The sequence below is a fragment of the Neobacillus niacini genome, assembly GCF_023715415.1.
GTDB classification, from domain to species: Bacteria; Bacillota; Bacilli; order Bacillales; family Cytobacillaceae; genus Neobacillus; species Neobacillus niacini_C.
Map to the genome: position 1 here is coordinate 48,586 of NZ_JAMBOB010000007.1, position 18,344 is coordinate 66,929.

The following is an 18,344-nucleotide window of genomic DNA, read 5'->3' on the forward strand; positions in this document are numbered from 1 at the left end:
TTTAATGAATAAAGGCGGTAAAAAGGGATGAAAAAGCGTGAAGTGCAAGCTTCAGTGAAAGATGAACGCCTTGTACAAAGAAGACGGGATCAGATGATTAAAGGGGCCGTTTCACTTTTTAAAGAAAAAGGGTTTCATCGGACGACGACAAGGGAAATTGCGAAGGCTGCAGGCTTTAGCATTGGGACGTTATACGAATATATTCGTTCGAAGGAAGACGTCCTTTACCTTGTTTGTGATAGCATTTATGACCATGTGAGCGAGCGGCTTCAGGAGGACCTTGAAGATAAGCAGGGTACGCTTGAAAGCCTGAAGCATGGGATTGCCAATTATTTTCGGGTTATTGATGAACTGCAGGAGGAAATCTTGGTCATGTATCAAGAGGCGAAGTCGCTTACCAAGGATGCTCTTCCATATGTGTTGAAAAAGGAAAATGAGATGGCGGCGATGTTTGAAAAACTCATCACGCTGTGTGTGGAAAATGGGGAATTGAATTTAACGGAAAGTCAGGTAAAAATTCTTTCGCACACGATTATTGTCGAGGGACAAATGTGGAGCTTCCGCCGCTGGACACTGCAAAAGTTATTTAGTTTAGAAGAATATATAGAATTGCAAACGGAGTATTTATTTTCAGGAATTAACGGACTTAGTCAAGCCCAGAAAAAAGGGACGATAACGAAATGAAAATTTTTGAAAAACAAAGGGGGAGACATATGAGTACGACGGAGGTTTATCAGCCGAAGCACCATATTCGTTTTGTAACGGCGTCGAGTTTGTTTGATGGACATGACGCTTCGATTAATATTATGCGGAGAATTCTGCAGGCGAGCGGAGCAGAGGTCATCCATCTTGGTCATAACCGTTCAGTCGAAGAGGTTGTCAATGCGGCGATTCATGAGGATGCGCAGGGGATTGCGATTTCTTCTTACCAAGGCGGTCATGTCGAATACTTTAAGTATATGTACGATTTGCTGAAGGAGAAAGGGGCGCCGAACATCCGCATTTATGGCGGCGGTGGCGGTGTTATTATCCCGCGTGAGATTAAGGAACTGCATGATTACGGGATTGCTTGGATTTTCTCGCCTGAGGATGGCCGGAAGCTGGGGCTTCAGGGAATGATTAACCGAATGCTCGAGGAATGTGACTTCCCAACGGTTAGTGCTGATCATGCTGATCACATTGAAAAGCTTCCAGCGGGTGATGTCAATGCGATTTCAAAATTGATTACCCTTGCTGAGCTTCATGTAGACAGCAACCGGGAAGCAGCAGCCGCTGCGGAAAGTCTGCTTGAAAAAGTAAAATCACTAACGAAAGAGATTCCTGTTGTCGGAATCACTGGTACGGGCGGTGCGGGTAAAAGTTCATTGACCGATGAATTGATTCGCCGATTCATCAATGAACTTCCTGATAAAAAAGTGGCGATTCTATCGGTTGACCCGACGAAGCAAAAAACAGGCGGCGCTCTTTTAGGCGACCGCATTCGGATGAATGCGATCTTTAATCCGAATGTTTATATGCGAAGCCTGGCAACCCGTTCTTCAAAAACCGAGCTTTCACTAGCGATTAAAGATGCTGTATCGGTTGTGAAGGCAGCTGGATTTGACCTTGTCATTGTTGAAACGAGCGGTATCGGCCAGGGCGATGCCGAGATTACCGAGATTTGTGATGTGTCCTTTTATGTCATGACCAGTGAATTCGGTGCGCCATCACAGCTCGAAAAGATTGATATGATTGACTTCGCAGACTTAATTGTCATTAATAAATTTGAGCGCAAGGGCTCTGAGGATGCACTGCGTCAGGTGCAAAAGCAATACCAGCGCAGTCATATGCTGTTTGAAAAAGACACAAAACAAATGCCGGTGTACGGTACGATTGCCAGCCAGTTTAATGATCACGGAACCAATGCCTTATTTGCGGCACTTATTGAAAAAATAAATCAAAAAATGGGCACGGATTGGGTGACTTCTTTTAGTAAATCGGCGTTAGTAGAAAAGCAAAATGTGATTATTCCAACTGACCGTCGTTACTATCTCCGGGAAATATCGGAGACAGTCCGCCGCTATCATCAAAAAGCCGAAGAACAAGCAAATATTGCCCGGAAATTATTCCAGCTTGAAGGGGCAATTGCAGCGGTCAAAGAGACAGAAGGCAATCCTGAAGTTCTTGCTTCCTTAGAAGCCATTAAGCAAGCAACGGAAGAGAAATTAACACCAGAGTCGAAAAAAATACTAAATGGCTGGGAGAAAACAAAGGTTGCTTACCAGGCTGATAAATTTGTAACAAGAATTCGTGACAAAGAAATCATTACCATTTTAAAAACAAAGAGCCTCTCTGGCATTGACATTCCTAAGGTCGTTTTACCAAGATATAAAGATTACGGTGAGATTCTCCGCTGGGTGTATCGTGAGAATGTACCTGGTTCTTATCCGTTTACAGCAGGCGTGTTCCCGTTCAAACGAGAAGGGGAAGATCCGAAGCGTCAGTTTGCTGGCGAAGGAACACCAGAAAGAACAAATCGTCGTTTCCACTATTTATCCAAGGATGATGATGCAAAACGCTTAAGTACGGCATTTGATTCGGTTACCTTGTATGGGGAGGACCCAGATCACCGTCCAGACATTTTTGGGAAGATTGGTGAAAGCGGCGTTAATGTGTGTACACTGGATGATATGAAAAAGCTTTACGACGGCTTTGACCTTTGTCATCCATCTACTTCGGTGTCGATGACCATTAATGGTCCTGCTCCAATTATTTTAGCGATGTTCATGAACACAGCGATTGACCAGCAGGTGAAGAAAAAAGAAGCGGAGCTTGGGCGTGTGCTAACCGTGGAGGAATTTGCGCAGGTAAAGGCGTATACGCTAAAGTCTGTGCGCGGTACCGTGCAAGCAGATATTTTAAAAGAAGACCAAGGTCAAAACACATGTATTTTTTCAACAGAGTTTGCACTACGAATGATGGGCGATATTCAACAGTATTTCATCGACCAGCAGGTGCGTAACTATTATTCTGTTTCGATTTCTGGTTATCATATTGCCGAGGCGGGTGCGAATCCAATTTCGCAGCTGGCATTTACACTATCGAACGGCTTTACGTATGTCGAGTATTATTTAAGTCGCGGAATGAACATCGATGACTTTGCACCAAACTTATCGTTCTTCTTCTCGAATGGCTTGGATCCTGAATATACGGTAATTGGCCGGGTAGCCCGCCGGATTTGGGCAAGTGTTATGCGTGATAAATACGGTGCGAGTGAACGCAGCCAAAAGCTAAAGTACCATGTTCAAACCTCTGGCCGCTCGCTGCATGCACAGGAAATTGACTTTAATGATATTCGCACCACGTTGCAAGCGTTGATGGCATTGCAGGATAACTGTAATTCGCTTCATACCAATGCCTATGATGAAGCGATTACTACACCAACAGAGGAATCCGTTCGCCGTGCGATGGCCATTCAGATGATTATCACAAAAGAACATGGCTTAGCGAAAAATGAAAATCCACTTCAAGGTTCTTTTATTGTGGAGGAACTGACGGACCTTGTAGAGGAAGCGGTTCTTCAAGAATTTGAACGCTTAAATGACCGCGGCGGTGTGCTAGGTTCAATGGAAACCCAGTATCAGCGCGGAAAAATTCAAGATGAATCAATGTACTATGAAACGAAGAAGCATACAGGTGAGCTTCCAATCATCGGTGTGAATACGTATTTAAATCCGAATCCACCTTCTGCGGAAGAAATCGACAGCATGGAACTGGCAAGAGCGTCCTATGAGGAAAAGGAATTACAAATTACCAATTTACGTGCCTTCCAACAAGCGCATGCGGCCGATACCGAAAAAGCATTAGAAAAGTTAAAAGCAGCAGCCGTCAACAACGAAAATATCTTTGCACAACTAATGGAAACCGTAAAAGTAGCCAGCCTCGGACAAATCACAAAAGCCCTCTACGAAGTAGGCGGGCAGTATAGAAGAAATATGTAAAGAAATATGCAATGGCTTAAAAAGCAAAAGCTTTTAAGCCATTGTTTTTTATGTTAAACTAATCAACTCCAATCACTGCTAAAAATAATTTTTAAACTAGTACTAATATTAGCTCTCTTTCTTATATAATAGATGGCATACATACATCAATGGTGCCTGGGGCGGGTGTTGACAGATGAAGATAAAACATTTGATTTTACTATTAATAATTTTAGCCTGGCCGTTATACTATCTCTATCAACATCAATTAGGGGCAATTTCCTTTCTCGTCCTTGCGATTCTCTTCTTTTTTTCAGCGATGAAAGAGTTGAAAATGCTGAAAACAGAGAAGAAACCCGATGATCCCCAGGCAAAGAGGTAAAATATCAAACAAAACAATAGATAGAACTAGCATAAACGGGAGAATATTGTTTATAATGAAGAATATGTCAAAATACGTGAAAAGCGAAAGCGCCTTGCACAGGGGCGACAGGCATAAGACGAGCCGGCGGAAAGGTTGCTCTTTAACCTTTTTGACGGATTGGCTTATGACCCCGAGCCCCTAGGCGCTGTAGCTAGACAAGACATAGTTTTAAGCCCGTTATCACTCATGTAAATACAGAGTGTTAAATAGAGAAAGGAAGTGCCGATATTGAGTTTACAGAGTTTCTCAAAAGAGCAGTTACAAGAGTTATCCCTCATTGAGATGGCGTATGAATTTCTAAAAGGCAGCAAACAGCCAATTTCCTTCCATGATTTAATCAAAGAAATTGCGGCAGCTACAGAAATTTCAGAGGAAAATATCAAATCAAGAATTGCACAATTCTATACCGACATAAATATTGACGGTCGTTTTCTTTCATTAGGAGACAACCGCTGGGGACTTCGCGTTTGGTATCCAGTCGATACACAGGAAGAAGAAGTCGTTACCGTGATTAAGCCGAAGAAGAAAAAGGCGAAAAAGGTTGTCGATGAAGACGAGCTTGAAGACTTTGATGATGTCGATGAAGATTACGAAGAGCTTGATGACTTCGCCGATGAAGACGACCTACTCGATGACGATGACGATGAGGATGATCTTTTAGATGATCTTGACGATGTCGATGATTTAGACGATGATGAAGATGTTATCGAAGACGACGATGAATTTGAGCTTGATGAAGAAGAAGACCTTGACGAGGATCTGGATGAAGAAGAAGAATTAGAGGATGAAGACGACCTATTATAGGCTTGACTTTTTACCTCTGCACTTGTAGAATCTTTTTTGGGCTCCTTTAAACAGGAACGGATCATAATTCGCTTATAAAGCGCTCCCTTACGTTTAACGTAAGTGGAGTGCTTTTTTATTTTTTATAGTCAAATGATACATAGCTCTTTCGGCGAAAAGCCCGAAACTTCTTTACAATTTAAAAAATTTTATAAAAGAAGCCTTTTAACAACAAGAATATTGCACAAACTGAATTAGAGGAGGATATTTTATGACGAAGTATATTTTTGTAACTGGCGGTGTGGTTTCATCGTTAGGAAAAGGGATTACCGCAGCCTCTTTAGGCCGTTTGTTGAAAAATCGAGGATTGAACGTTACGATTCAAAAGTTTGACCCATATATTAATGTGGACCCAGGAACGATGAGTCCTTATCAGCACGGTGAAGTATTTGTTACCGATGATGGTGCGGAAACGGACTTAGACTTAGGACACTATGAACGCTTTATCGATATTAACTTAAACAAGTATTCGAACGTGACCACTGGAAAAATCTATTCTACTGTTTTGCGCAAGGAGCGCCGTGGTGATTACCTCGGTGGAACTGTTCAGGTTATCCCGCACATTACCAATGAAATTAAGGAACGCGTCTTCCGTGCTGGCAACGAAACAAATGCCGATGTGGTTATCACTGAAATCGGAGGAACAGTAGGTGACATCGAGTCACTGCCATTCTTAGAAGCGATTCGTCAAATTAAGAGTGATATTGGCAGTTCCAATGTGATGTACATTCACTGTACATTAATTCCTTACATTAAAGCGGCTGGTGAAATGAAGACCAAACCAACGCAGCACAGTGTTAAAGAGCTTCGCAGCCTTGGTATTCAGCCAAATATCATTGTTGTTCGTACAGAAATGCCAGTTTCTCAAGATATGAAGGATAAAATTGCTTTGTTCTGTGATATCGATGCGAAAGCGGTCATTGAATGTCAGGATGCGGATACACTTTATTCGATTCCACTTGCTCTTCAGGAGCAGCATATGGATCAAATTGTCTGTGACCACTTGAAACTAACGACACCAGAACCAGAAATGACCGAATGGAAAGCGTTAGTGGACAAGGTTCTTAATCTTTCCGGCAAAACTCGCATTGGTCTTGTTGGAAAATATGTTGAGCTTCAAGATGCTTATATTTCTGTTGTTGAGGCGATGAAGCATGCAGGCTATGCGTTTGATGCTGATGTGGAAATCAAGTGGATCAATGCCGAACATGTTACTTCAGATAATGTTGCAGAGCTTCTGCATGATGTGGATGGAATCCTTGTACCAGGCGGCTTCGGTGACCGCGGGATTGAAGGGAAAATCCAAGCAACTCGTTATGCTCGTGAAACGAAGAAGCCTTTCCTTGGCATTTGCTTAGGGATGCAGCTGGCAACGATTGAATATGCACGCCACGTTCTTGGCTACCAGGATGCACATTCTGCTGAATTTGTACCGGAAACCAAGCACCCAATCATTGACTTACTTCCAGAGCAGAAGGATGTTGAGGATTTAGGCGGAACATTAAGATTGGGTCTTTACCCATGTCGTCTCATTGAAGGTACGAAGGCGTTCGAAGCCTATGTGGATGAAGTGATTTATGAGCGTCACCGCCACCGTTATGAGTTTAACAATCATTACCGTCAAGAAATGGAGGACGCTGGATTTGTGTTCTCTGGGACTAGCCCAGATGGCCGTCTTGTGGAAATCGTTGAGCTGAAAGACCATCCATGGTTTGTTGCGTCTCAGTTCCATCCGGAATTCGTTTCAAGACCAAACCGTCCGCAACCGCTATTCCGTGAATTTATTAAAGCTACCTTGCAAAAATAAAATTTTGGCCAGTTCTCTTTATGGGGAACTGGCTTTTTTATGGTTGGATTTTCCAGAAAATGTCTAATAGTCCAAAACCTATTGAAAAAAGTCCATAACCACTTTAAAAAAGTCCATAACCTAAACAAAATAGTCCATAACCACTCAAAAATAGTCCAAAACACCCTAAAAATAGTCCAAAACAAAAAACGACCCAATCAAGGTCGTTCCAAAGTCACTCATATTCTGCTAAAATCTCATCAATGGTGAATTTTAAGCCATAATACACGTATAATCCTGCCATGGAGGACGGATAGCCATAGCGATTTCCGAAGTCATCTGGCAATAGGCCCTTTAAAAGCTGTAAATTTATATGGACATCCGCCATTTCTTCCAGTTTTCCACCTTCTGGGACCGATGTAGATACGGCCACAAACGGGATATCTTTTTCCTTGAGTGTAGAAGCAAGCGCCAGTGCATCGTCATCAGCCGAGGTACGTGTAAATAGCAGCACCCTGTCGGCAGGGGTTGCAGCTTCAACATTTGTTAACGCACCCTTTAATGGTTCTGCACCTTCTAAAGCCTCATATTCAACAGCCTTCATTTCCCGAAATCCCACAAGATATATACTTTGACCTTGTGCGAGCAGGCGGGCACCGTCTTCAAAAGAAAACTCTGCCTTTTCCTCAATCCTTTTAAATAGCCCAGTCAATTGGGTTGTAAACATTTTCATCAACTAAAACCACTCCTTCACAAAAGATATTATAGCTTTTTAAAAATAAAAGACAATTACCACAATATACCTATATAATTAATAGAGGATTTTTAAAAGAAATGTCGAAGAATATCAAGGTGGAAGAAATAGGTATATACTATACATAAATAGGGTGGAAGAGGTGGAGTTATGAAAGAGAAAATTTTAATTGTTGACGACCAATTTGGGATACGGATTTTACTGAATGAAGTATTCTCAAAGGAAGGGTATCAAACCTTTCAGGCAGCAAATGGAATACAGGCACTTGATATTGTTACGAAGCATGACCCTGATCTCGTCCTATTGGATATGAAAATACCTGGTATGGATGGTATTGAAATTTTAAAAAGAATGAAAGTCATTGATCCTGATATTCGCGTGATTATCATGACCGCCTATGGTGAATTGGATATGATCCAAGAAGCGAAGAATCTAGGTGCGATTACCCATTTTGCAAAACCATTTGATATTGATGATATTCGTGCGGCAGTAAGAAAGCATATTCCTCAAAAAGCAAATTAGGCTATTTTTAAAAATAAAATGATTGTCGAAAAGTGTTGCCGCTTTCATTGTGAACGTTTATAATATTGGGCTTTCTTTAATGGCAATTTATCAATCAGTTTGGTATGATACTTATGAACTTTTGACTTGACCATTTATCTTTCTCGGTTATACATAATCAGTAAAATGATAGGAAATCCTTTATAGGAAAGCCCTAATTCGAGAAGATAAACACCCATACCAAGGAGGAAATAAAATGCCTTTAGTTTCAATGAAAGAGATGCTCATCAAAGCGAAAGCAGAAGGTTACGCTGTTGGGCAGTTCAACCTAAATAACTTAGAATTTACCCAAGCTATTTTACAAGCAGCGGAAGAGGAAAAATCACCAGTTATTCTTGGTGTTTCTGAAGGGGCAGCTCGTTACATGTCCGGCTTTAAAACTGTTGTAAAAATGGTAGAAGGTTTAATGGAAGATTTGAAAGTTACCGTACCTGTTGCGATTCACTTGGATCACGGTTCTAGCTTTGAAAAATGTAAAGAAGCGATTGACGCTGGCTTTACTTCTGTTATGATTGACGCTTCTCACCATCCATTTGAAGAAAACGTAGCAACTACTTCTAAAGTAGTAGAATACGCACATTCAAAAGGTGTTTCGGTTGAAGCAGAATTAGGAACGGTTGGCGGACAAGAAGACGATGTATCTGGAAGCATTATCTATGCAAATCCAGCTGAATGTAAAGAACTTGTTGAGCGTACAGGCATCGACTGCCTTGCACCAGCACTTGGTTCTGTTCATGGACCATACAAAGGCGAGCCAAAGCTTGGTTATAAAGAAATGGAAGAAATCGGTCAAGCTACTGGTCTTCCGCTTGTTCTACATGGCGGAACTGGTATTCCAACACATGATATCCAAAAATCAGTTTCTCTTGGAACTGCGAAAATTAACGTGAACACTGAAAACCAAATTGCGTCTGCAAAAGCGGTTCGTGAAGCATTAGCTGCAAAGCCAAATGAATACGATCCACGTAAATACATGGGCCCAGCTCGTGAAGCCATCAAAGCAACAGTAATTGGCAAAATGCGCGAATTCGGTTCAGCTGGCAAGGCTTAAAACGAAAAGCGGAAGCGCGTAGGCTGCTTGCGCTAGACAATTTTAATAGAAGAGGGCAATGTCCTCTTGAAAAAACGATTCAATGTTTGTTACATTGTGAGTAATTTGAAACCGCCCCTTAACGAATGGGCGGTTTCAAACTGTAAGGAAAAATTAGAATATTGGCGAAACTTGTCATAAAATTGGAGGAGAAACAGTTGAAATTTTTTATTGATACAGCTAACTTAGAAGAAATTCGTGAAGTACATGAGCTTGGATTATTATCAGGAGTGACAACAAACCCATCGCTTGTTGCAAAAGAAAAAGAAGTATCCTTCCACGATCGCATTAGAGAAATTGCTGCACTTGTTCCAGGTTCTGTTAGTGCAGAGGTTATTGCCCTTGACGCAGAAGGCATGATTCGAGAAGGGAAAGAACTTGCAGCAATTGCCCCAAATATCACGGTTAAAGTTCCAATGACTCCTGATGGCTTAAAGGCTTGTCATGCATTTTCAGAAGCAGGAATTACAACCAATGTCACCTTAATCTTTAACGCCAATCAGGCACTTTTAGCAGCAAGAGCAGGAGCTACATACGTTTCACCATTCCTAGGCAGATTGGATGATATCGGTCAAAACGGCTTAGAATTAATTTCTCAAGTGGCAGATATTTTTACTGTTCACGGACTTGATACACAAATTATTGCGGCATCCATCCGTAACCCAATCCACGTTACAGAAGCAGCGCTTAGAGGAGCACATATTGCAACGATTCCTTACAAAGTATTAATTGGCTTATTCCATCACCCATTAACAGATAAAGGGATTGAAGGATTTATGAAGGATTGGGCAGCACGTAACGCATAAATTTACCGATTTTTAAAACTTTTTTTCATATTGATACATGAAAATAATATATTGGTGTACACTAGATGATAGACAAATTGTCGGATTATGTAATTTGCTATTGGAAATAATTACCTAAAGAAGAATATTTGGTTATCAATTTAGTTGATTAATACAGGATAACAGTCCATCCCAATGGCGTAGAAGGGAGTCGAAAATGGAAAAACTTAAAATTGCAGGCGGATATCCGCTTAAGGGAACCGTACGAATAAGTGGTGCCAAGAACAGTGCAGTTGCGTTGATACCAGCAACCATTTTAGCAGAATCACCGGTGACAATTGAAGGGCTGCCAGATATTTCAGATGTGGAAATATTGAAGGACCTGCTCGAAGAAATTGGCGGGAAAGTGGAGCTTTCAGATGATTTTGATATGACGGTTGACCCATCGACAATGATTTCGATGCCATTGCCAAACGGAAAAGTAAAGAAGCTTCGTGCCTCTTATTACCTTATGGGGGCGATGCTTGGCAGGTTTAAAAAGGCCGTCATCGGTTTACCGGGTGGATGTCATCTTGGGCCACGTCCAATTGATCAGCATATTAAAGGCTTCGAAGCACTTGGTGCTCAGGTAACAAATGAGCAGGGGGCTATTTATTTGCGTGCGGACGAGCTTCGCGGCGCACGTATTTACCTTGATGTTGTCTCTGTTGGCGCAACCATTAATATCATGTTAGCAGCAGTAAGAGCTAAGGGCAGAACGATTATTGAAAATGCCGCAAAAGAACCGGAAATCATTGATGTTGCTACCTTGCTTACAAATATGGGAGCGAAAATCAAGGGTGCAGGAACCGATGTTATCCGTATTGATGGCGTGGACAGCCTCCATGGCTGCCGTCATACGATTATTCCTGATCGGATTGAAGCAGGAACTTATATGATCTTAGGTGCTGCTGTCGGTGAAGGGGTATTGATTGATAATGTTATTCCCCAGCACTTAGAATCGCTGATTGCTAAGCTGAGAGAAATGGGTGTGACAATTGAAACAGGTGATGACCAGGTGTTTGTCAGCAGTTCGGACAAGCTGAAGGCAGTTGATATTAAAACCCTTGTATATCCTGGTTTTCCAACGGATCTACAACAGCCATTTACAACACTCTTAACGAAAGCATCGGGTTCTAGCGTTGTAACGGATACGATTTATGGTGCCCGGTTTAAACATATTGATGAATTAAGAAGAATGAACGCAAACATTAAAGTGGAAGGCCGCTCGGCTATTATTAGCGGACCTATTAAGCTTCAAGGTGCAAAAGTGAAAGCGAGCGATCTTAGAGCGGGAGCTGCACTTGTGATTGCCGGACTTCTTGCGGAAGGCATTACAGAAGTCACCGGCCTTGAGCACATTGACCGTGGTTATAGCCATCTTGTTGAAAAATTAAATGGGCTCGGTGCAACGGTTTGGCGTGAAGCTTTGACAAAAGATGAAGTCGAACAACTAAAGAATACCTAAATAGGCTATACTAATTCCTCTAATCTGTTATACTAATGTTATTGAAAAGTATGAATAGATAAATTGGGGGATTGAGAACATGGAGAGAAGTTTATCAATGGAGCTTGTCCGCGTAACAGAAGCGGCTGCGCTTGCTTCAGCACGTTGGATGGGACGCGGGAAAAAAGATGAAGCGGATGGTGCAGCAACCTCTGCGATGCGTGATGTGTTTGATACGATCCCAATGAAGGGTACGGTTGTCATTGGTGAAGGCGAGATGGACGAGGCACCAATGCTTTATATCGGTGAAAAACTTGGTACAGGGTACGGACCTCGTGTTGATGTAGCCGTTGATCCACTTGAGGGTACAAATATCCTAGCAGCAGGCGGATGGAACGCTCTAGCAGTTTTAGCCATTGCTGACAATGGCAACCTTCTTCATGCTCCTGATATGTATATGGAGAAAATTGCTGTGGGCCCTGAAGCTGTAGGACTTATCGATATCAATGCTTCTGTTCTTGATAATCTGAAAGCAGTGGCGAAAGCGAAGAACAAGGATATCGAAGACGTTGTTGCAACGGTATTGAACCGTCCGCGTCATGAACATATCATTGCACAGCTTCGTGAAGCAGGTGCACGAATTAAGTTAATCAATGACGGCGATGTGGCAGGAGCGATTAATACGGCTTTTGATAACACTGGCGTTGACATTTTATTCGGATCTGGCGGTGCTCCAGAAGGGGTCATCTCAGCGGTTGCGTTAAAATGTTTGGGCGGAGAAATCATTGGTAAATTACTGCCTCAAAGCGATGCTGAATTAGAACGCTGCGTGAAAATGGGACTAGATGTCAGTAAAGTTCTTCGTATGGAAGATCTTGTGAAAGGTGACGACGCCATTTTTGCAGCAACCGGTGTAACAGACGGCGAATTACTGCGTGGTGTCCAATTCAAAGGCTCTTATGGTTCTACTCATTCGATTGTTATGCGTGCAAAATCAGGTACTGTCCGCTTTGTCGAAGGCCGTCACAGTTTGAAAATGAAACCAAATTTAGTGATTAGATAAAGATAATTAGTAAACTCTTACCAAGAGACTAGACCTGGATTCTAGTCTCTTATCTCCATATCCTGCAAATAGAAAATTTCCAGTTGATTATTATTTTAAACAAAGGGTACAATAGATAGTGTTTTTATAAAAAAAGATTCTGCTATTCTATTCATTTCTATCTTCCTCAATATATATTTAGAAATCAAAAATCCTCTATTATACGATTAGGTTCTCGGTAACGAAAATAGAGTAAAAATTTTAAAGTGTGGTGTACTATGGAATTAACTATATCAAGTTTAGAAAACATGAAGCTGAAGGAGCTTTATGAGCTTGCGCGCGAATTTAAAGTGACTTACTATAGTAAGTTGTCGAAAAAAGAACTTATTTTTGCCATTTTAAAATCACGAGCAGAGCAGCAGGGTTATTTTTTCATGGAAGGCGTTTTGGAAATCATCCAATCTGAAGGCTTTGGATTCTTACGCCCGATTAATTACTCGCCAAGTTCGGAAGATATTTATATCTCTGCATCACAAATCCGTCGTTTTGACCTTCGTAACGGGGATAAAGTATCCGGTAAGGTTCGACCTCCAAAGGAAAATGAACGTTATTACGGACTTTTGCATGTAGAAGCAGTTAACGGTGAAGACCCAGAGTCAGCGAAAGAACGTGTTCACTTCCCAGCATTAACTCCTCTCTATCCAAACAGACATATGAAACTCGAAACCACTCCAAAACATATCTCTACAAGAATTATGGATGTTGTTGCTCCAGTTGGTTTTGGACAAAGGGGCTTAATTGTTGCGCCGCCAAAGGCAGGGAAAACCATGCTGTTAAAGGAAATCGCTAACAGTATTACGACCAATCATCCTGAAGTGGATTTAATTGTACTTCTCATCGATGAACGTCCAGAGGAAGTGACGGACATTGAGCGCTCTGTTGCCGGCGATGTTGTCAGCTCGACGTTTGATGAGGTGCCAGAAAACCATATTAAAGTGGCGGAGCTTGTGCTGGACCGCGCGATGCGCTTAGTTGAGCATAAGCGCGATGTCGTTATTTTAATGGACAGCATCACACGTTTGGCTCGTGCTTATAACTTGGTGATTCCGCCAAGCGGCCGTACCCTTTCAGGTGGTATTGATCCAGCGGCTTTCCATCGTCCGAAGCGTTTCTTCGGGGCAGCCCGAAACATTGAAGAAGGCGGAAGCTTAACGATTCTTGCTACGGCATTAGTCGATACGGGTTCACGTATGGATGACGTTATTTATGAGGAATTTAAAGGAACAGGTAATATGGAACTGCATCTAGATCGTCAGCTTGCAGAACGCCGTATCTTCCCAGCGCTTGATATCCGCCGCTCTGGCACACGAAAAGAAGAGCTTCTTCTTCCAAAAGATCATCTGGACAAGCTATGGGCCATCCGAAAATCGATGTCCGACTCACCAGACTTCGCCGAGCGCTTCCTGAAAAAACTAAAACAAACCAAATCCAACGAAGAATTCTTCGCCCAAATCGGGGAAGAACTAAAAGGCAGAAGATCTTAGGTTTATTTCTCGGTCTGTGTTAACGCGGGAACCTTGTGGTTTTAGAACCTGTTGATTTGTGCGGAAGGTGCGAGACTCCTGCAGGAGGACGGGGCAGGGGAGACCCCGCAGACGCTTTAGCGTCGAGGAGGCTTCCCGAACCGCCTGCGGAAAGCGAAGCACCTGGAGCACAAATCAACAGCCTAATTTAACACAGCTAGCATAAAAACCATAAAAACCCAACTTGCCAAAATAGGTTCACCTTGTTATAATGTGAACAGCGTGTTTTTAGTAATTAGTGCTCGTCTTTAAGACAGGCATGTATATAACTCTGTTTCGAATGATTCAGGGCGGAAGGAGATGAAAAGAATGAAAGCAGGAATTCATCCAAATTATAAAATGGTACAGGTGACTTGTGCATGCGGAAATACTTTTGAAACTGGTTCAGTGAAAAAAGAAATTCGCGTTGAAACATGTTCTGAATGTCATCCATTCTATACTGGTCGTCAAAAGTTTGCTGAAGCTGGTGGACGTGTAGACCGTTTCAACAAAAAATACGGCCTTAAAGATCTTAACGCGCAACAACAATAATCACTCACACAAAACAGGCAAGCAGAAACTTACTTGCCTGTTTTTTAATTGAATAAAACAGGGTAAATCTTAAAAATATAGATGTAGAAGGTTTCGTACATAGGAAGGAGACGCCGATTTATGTATTTAATGAAGCAACTCGGATGGGTTGAGGTTATTTGCGGCAGTATGTTTTCAGGAAAATCAGAGGAATTGATTCGTCGAGTCAGACGGGCTCAATTTGCTAAACAAAAAATAGCTGTTTTCAAACCGAAAATAGACAATCGCTATAGCGAACAATCTGTCGTTTCTCATAATGGCAACTCTTTTCATGCGAAACCCATTTCCCATTCGATTGAGATTTTACACCATGTAGAGGCGGATATCGATATCATCGCCATTGATGAGGTACAATTTTTCGATGAAGGAATTTTAAGGGTTGTTCAACAGCTTGCTGATAGTGGACATCGCGTCGTTGTGGCAGGTTTAGACATGGATTTCCGCGGCGAACCGTTCGGACAAATGCCAGCATTGATGGCGATTGCGGAAACAGTAACGAAGCTCCAGGCTGTTTGCAGTGTTTGTGGGTCGCCATCAAGCCGGACGCAGCGCTTAATCGACGGCAGACCAGCATCGTATCATGATCCTGTTATCTTGGTAGGTGCTTCGGAGGCCTATGAGCCACGCTGCCGCCACCATCATGAGGTACCTAAAACAGCATCCTACCGCATACAAGAACCTGCGGTGAAATAAGACACGAAAAACCGTCTGAGACTCTCAGGCGGTTTTTTGGCATTATCTTACTTGAACGTTCCCCCGATTGCTTGGGAAAGATAGTGATAGGGGGTGCAATACGTTGAAAAAGATGATGTGTTTAGGGGTATTAACGATTCTTATGCTTTCAGGGTGTATGAAAGGGAATGATACGGAAAATACTGCCTATAATTTGCGCAATGACAACACAAATCCGAATTTTATGTCGAACAATGTAAATCAGGATATGGGACCGATGTCTGATCAAAACCCGAATTTCCTTAATTTACGCGGAACATCTATGAATGATGCTTCTAATAGAAACAATACCGGCAGAGATATAGACGTCGCCAGAGATATTGTAAATGGAAGTAATCATTTTAGATCGGAATCGATTTGGATTAACAACGCAGGGGATAGGATGACCGTTTCGGTAGATAGTAAAGGGGCGCTTGATGGCAGAGAACGCAAGAAAGCCATTGAAACCCTTCGCACAAAACTACAACAGGCTCTGCCTCGTTATTCATTCGAAATAAGAGAACGTTAACATGCTCTGGCTTCAGGGCATGTTTTTTTGATTTTGGACTTTTTAAATGGAACCAAAATTTTTTCTCCAAGAATTTGGTTTTGACGGGGGTTTTCACCTATACTATAATTAGAATGTTATGGACAAAAACTAGAGGTGGTAACTGTGTTTGATCGTCTTCAATCCGTTGAAGATCGCTACGAAAGATTAAATGAGCTTTTGAGTGATCCAACAATTATTAATGATTCAAAAAAACTACGTGAATATTCAAAAGAACAATCTGATATACAAGAGACTGTACAAACGTATCGTGAATATAAAGAGGTTCGCGAACAGCTTCAGGATGCGAAGGCTATGCTTGAAGAGAAGCTTGACAACGATATGCGCGAAATGGTCAAAGAAGAAGTAAATGAATTGGAAATGCAAATTGAGGAACTAGAAGCAAAAATGAAGTTCCTGATGATTCCGAAGGACCCGAATGATGACAAAAACGTTATCTTTGAAATCCGCGGTGCTGCTGGCGGCGAGGAAGCGGCGCTATTTGCTGGTACGCTTTACCGTATGTACAGCCGTTATGCGGAGGCTCAGGGCTGGAAAACGGAACTGATTGATGCCAACGCAACAGGTCTTGGCGGTTACAAGGAAATTAGTTTTATGATCAATGGACAAGGTGCCTATTCCAAGTTGAAATTTGAAAATGGTGCTCACCGTGTGCAGCGTGTGCCGGAAACTGAATCTGGCGGACGTATTCATACTTCAACCGCTACCGTTGTTTGCTTACCAGAAGCGGAAGAACTAGAAGTGGAAATCCATGATAAGGATATTCGTTTTGATGCGTTTGCTTCAAGCGGCGCCGGCGGTCAGTCTGTTAATACGACGATGTCAGCGGTTCGTTTAACGCATATTCCAACTGGAATTGTGGTATCCATTCAGGATGAAAAATCGCAGCACAAAAATAAAGATAAAGCGATGAAGGTATTGCGTGCACGTGTATATGACAAGTTTCAGCAGGAAGCACAAGCTGAGTATGATCAGGTTCGTAAATCAGCGGTTGGTACCGGTGACCGTTCTGAACGTATCCGTACGTACAACTTCCCGCAAAACCGTGTGACCGATCACCGTATTGGCTTAACCCTTCAAAAGCTGGATCAAATTATCGAAGGCAAGCTTGACGAAATCATCGATGCGTTAACGCTAGAAGATCAAACAAGTAAGCTTGAAAGTGGTTCGGATGAGTAAGAAAGTGTATGAAGCTCTGCAATGGGCTTCTTCTTTTTTAAAAAAAGCAAGTCGGGACGAAAACGCTGGGGAGCTGCTGCTGCGCCATATCACGGGGATGTCGCGCTCGCAGCTGTTTGCCAATGTTCGTGATGACCTGCCACAAGCTCAGTGGGAAGTATTTGAAAAAGCAGTCCATGAACATGTGAAGGGAACGCCGGTTCAATACATAATGGGTTCTGAGGAATTTTATGGCCGCTCATTTATTGTCAATGAAGAGGTTCTAATCCCTAGACCGGAAACTGAGGAGCTCGTTTACGAAACATTGAAGCGGATCAATAAGCGGGAAGTAAAGGTAGTTGATATTGGGACGGGCAGCGGGGCGATTGCGATTACCCTGAAGCTTGAGCAGCCCTCGTTAACTGTATATGCTTCTGATATTGCTGAGGAATCCTTGAAGGTTGCACGAGAAAATGCCGCCCAGCTTGGTGCTGAGATTGAATTTGTTCAAGGTGATTTGTTGCAGCCGTTTCGGGGACAGAAGTTTGATGTGGTAATTTCAAACCCGCCGTATATTCCGGTAAGTGACATTGTAACCATGTCAGAGGTAGTAACGGAGCATGAGCCGCATCGGGCGCTGTTTGCGGGCGAGGATGGACTTGATTTCTACCGCCGCTTTATGATGGAGCTGCCGGAAGTGATCGCACACGAAGCGCTGGTTGGCTTTGAAATTGGGGCCGGACAGGGGGAGGCGGTAGCCGACCTTTTTAAAAAGAACTTTGTAAATGTGGAAGTGGAGATACTAAATGATATGAATGGCAAGGACCGGATGGTGTTTGCAGAAATAATTCAGTAGCAGAGCGGTTCGTCCATGAATTCGCTCTGCTTCTTTGTTTACTTGTTTTGACGTTCTTGAGCTTTTAATGCGACTTTTTCAAGTCCATTATGGGCAAATTCTACATCTGTTTTTGGCATGGCCGGATTATTTTTCAATTTCTTATTTTTCTGTTTGGACATATTTTTT

The 18,344-nt window shown here is 42.4% G+C and carries 18 protein-coding genes; 16 read left to right on the top strand and 2 right to left on the bottom strand.

Features of this window, described 5'->3' with window-relative positions; genetic code table 11:
- Positions 1–27 precede the first annotated feature (27 nt).
- The 5 genes from M3189_RS17235 to M3189_RS17255 all read left to right on the top strand — a co-directional run bounded on the left by M3189_RS17235 (position 28) and on the right by M3189_RS17255 (position 7,033).
- Complete coding sequence (locus M3189_RS17235) at positions 28–684, top strand: TetR/AcrR family transcriptional regulator (protein ID WP_251635733.1); 657 nt, start codon at positions 28–30, stop codon at positions 682–684.
- 29 nt (positions 685–713) lie between these two features.
- Positions 714–3,980: a fused isobutyryl-CoA mutase/GTPase IcmF gene (icmF, locus tag M3189_RS17240; RefSeq protein ID WP_251635734.1), complete on the top strand. Its 3,267-nt coding sequence runs from the start codon at positions 714–716 to the stop codon at positions 3,978–3,980.
- Positions 3,981–4,155: 175 nt separating this feature from the next.
- The gene (locus tag M3189_RS17245; protein ID WP_251635736.1) at positions 4,156–4,341 is read left to right on the top strand and encodes a hypothetical protein; all 186 of its coding nucleotides are present in this window, start codon (positions 4,156–4,158) and stop codon (positions 4,339–4,341) included.
- A gap of 270 nt (positions 4,342–4,611) precedes the next feature.
- A complete protein-coding gene (gene rpoE / locus M3189_RS17250) occupies positions 4,612–5,187 on the top strand; it encodes a DNA-directed RNA polymerase subunit delta (protein WP_251635738.1) in 576 nt (191 codons plus the stop codon).
- Between the two features lie 250 nt (positions 5,188–5,437).
- The gene (locus M3189_RS17255; protein WP_133369756.1) at positions 5,438–7,033 is read left to right on the top strand and encodes a CTP synthase; all 1,596 of its coding nucleotides are present in this window, start codon (positions 5,438–5,440) and stop codon (positions 7,031–7,033) included.
- A gap of 214 nt (positions 7,034–7,247) precedes the next feature.
- Here M3189_RS17255 and M3189_RS17260 read toward each other — a convergent pair whose 3' ends face one another.
- Positions 7,248–7,748 (bottom strand): DUF2529 domain-containing protein, encoded by a 501-nt coding sequence (locus M3189_RS17260; protein ID WP_251635740.1) that lies wholly within the window; start codon positions 7,746–7,748, stop codon positions 7,248–7,250.
- Between the two features lie 168 nt (positions 7,749–7,916).
- On the opposite strand from M3189_RS17260, the gene M3189_RS17265 reads away from it, so the two are divergent.
- The 11 genes from M3189_RS17265 (at position 7,917) to prmC (ending at position 18,176) form a co-directional block, all read left to right on the top strand.
- Positions 7,917–8,288 carry a response regulator gene (locus M3189_RS17265; RefSeq protein ID WP_095247517.1) on the top strand — a complete coding sequence of 124 codons (372 nt, stop codon included), beginning with the start codon at positions 7,917–7,919 and terminating at the stop codon, positions 8,286–8,288.
- A 235-nt stretch (positions 8,289–8,523) separates the two neighbouring features.
- On the top strand, positions 8,524–9,378 hold the full coding sequence (locus M3189_RS17270) for a class II fructose-bisphosphate aldolase (RefSeq protein ID WP_251635742.1): 855 nt from the start codon (positions 8,524–8,526) through the stop codon (positions 9,376–9,378).
- A 197-nt stretch (positions 9,379–9,575) separates the two neighbouring features.
- Positions 9,576–10,223, top strand: coding sequence for a fructose-6-phosphate aldolase (gene fsa, locus M3189_RS17275; protein WP_251635744.1), 648 nt, complete (start codon positions 9,576–9,578; stop codon positions 10,221–10,223).
- A 196-nt stretch (positions 10,224–10,419) separates the two neighbouring features.
- The gene (locus M3189_RS17280; RefSeq protein WP_251635746.1) at positions 10,420–11,709 is read left to right on the top strand and encodes a UDP-N-acetylglucosamine 1-carboxyvinyltransferase; all 1,290 of its coding nucleotides are present in this window, start codon (positions 10,420–10,422) and stop codon (positions 11,707–11,709) included.
- Positions 11,710–11,788: 79 nt separating this feature from the next.
- Positions 11,789–12,751 (top strand): class II fructose-bisphosphatase, encoded by a 963-nt coding sequence (glpX, locus tag M3189_RS17285; RefSeq protein ID WP_251635748.1) that lies wholly within the window; start codon positions 11,789–11,791, stop codon positions 12,749–12,751.
- 257 nt (positions 12,752–13,008) lie between these two features.
- Positions 13,009–14,274: a transcription termination factor Rho gene (gene rho / locus M3189_RS17290; RefSeq protein WP_251635750.1), complete on the top strand. Its 1,266-nt coding sequence runs from the start codon at positions 13,009–13,011 to the stop codon at positions 14,272–14,274.
- 348 nt (positions 14,275–14,622) lie between these two features.
- Entirely contained in the window at positions 14,623–14,844 is a 222-nt protein-coding gene (gene rpmE / locus M3189_RS17295) for a 50S ribosomal protein L31 (protein ID WP_251635752.1), read from the top strand.
- A gap of 120 nt (positions 14,845–14,964) precedes the next feature.
- Complete coding sequence (locus tag M3189_RS17300) at positions 14,965–15,576, top strand: thymidine kinase (RefSeq protein WP_251635754.1); 612 nt, start codon at positions 14,965–14,967, stop codon at positions 15,574–15,576.
- A 103-nt stretch (positions 15,577–15,679) separates the two neighbouring features.
- A complete protein-coding gene (locus M3189_RS17305) occupies positions 15,680–16,123 on the top strand; it encodes a hypothetical protein (RefSeq protein ID WP_251635756.1) in 444 nt (147 codons plus the stop codon).
- 144 nt (positions 16,124–16,267) lie between these two features.
- On the top strand, positions 16,268–17,341 hold the full coding sequence (gene prfA, locus M3189_RS17310) for a peptide chain release factor 1 (RefSeq protein ID WP_251635758.1): 1,074 nt from the start codon (positions 16,268–16,270) through the stop codon (positions 17,339–17,341).
- Entirely contained in the window at positions 17,334–18,176 is an 843-nt protein-coding gene (prmC, locus tag M3189_RS17315; RefSeq protein WP_251635761.1) for a peptide chain release factor N(5)-glutamine methyltransferase, read from the top strand. Before prfA ends, prmC begins: the two co-directional genes overlap by 8 nt.
- A gap of 38 nt (positions 18,177–18,214) precedes the next feature.
- Here the strand turns inward: prmC and M3189_RS26980 are convergent, their stop codons facing one another.
- Entirely contained in the window at positions 18,215–18,337 is a 123-nt protein-coding gene (locus M3189_RS26980) for a hypothetical protein (RefSeq protein WP_285889717.1), read from the bottom strand.
- Between the last annotated feature and the right edge of the window lie 7 nt (positions 18,338–18,344).

Bases quoted from the DNA above. Each gene is read 5' to 3' on its own strand.
- M3189_RS17235 (WP_251635733.1), top strand. From the start codon at position 28: ATGAAAAAGCGTGAAGTGCAAGCTTCAGTGAAAGATGAACGCCTTGTA.
- icmF (WP_251635734.1), top strand. From the start codon at position 714: ATGAGTACGACGGAGGTTTATCAGCCGAAGCACCATATTCGTTTTGTA.
- M3189_RS17245 (WP_251635736.1), top strand. From the start codon at position 4,156: ATGAAGATAAAACATTTGATTTTACTATTAATAATTTTAGCCTGGCCG.
- M3189_RS17255 (WP_133369756.1), top strand. From the start codon at position 5,438: ATGACGAAGTATATTTTTGTAACTGGCGGTGTGGTTTCATCGTTAGGA.
- M3189_RS17265 (WP_095247517.1), top strand. From the start codon at position 7,917: ATGAAAGAGAAAATTTTAATTGTTGACGACCAATTTGGGATACGGATT.
- M3189_RS17270 (WP_251635742.1), top strand. From the start codon at position 8,524: ATGCCTTTAGTTTCAATGAAAGAGATGCTCATCAAAGCGAAAGCAGAA.
- M3189_RS17280 (WP_251635746.1), top strand. From the start codon at position 10,420: ATGGAAAAACTTAAAATTGCAGGCGGATATCCGCTTAAGGGAACCGTA.
- glpX (WP_251635748.1), top strand. From the start codon at position 11,789: ATGGAGAGAAGTTTATCAATGGAGCTTGTCCGCGTAACAGAAGCGGCT.
- rho (WP_251635750.1), top strand. From the start codon at position 13,009: ATGGAATTAACTATATCAAGTTTAGAAAACATGAAGCTGAAGGAGCTT.
- rpmE (WP_251635752.1), top strand. From the start codon at position 14,623: ATGAAAGCAGGAATTCATCCAAATTATAAAATGGTACAGGTGACTTGT.
- M3189_RS17300 (WP_251635754.1), top strand. From the start codon at position 14,965: ATGTATTTAATGAAGCAACTCGGATGGGTTGAGGTTATTTGCGGCAGT.
- prmC (WP_251635761.1), top strand. From the start codon at position 17,334: ATGAGTAAGAAAGTGTATGAAGCTCTGCAATGGGCTTCTTCTTTTTTA.
- M3189_RS26980 (WP_285889717.1), bottom strand. From the start codon at position 18,337: ATGTCCAAACAGAAAAATAAGAAATTGAAAAATAATCCGGCCATGCCA.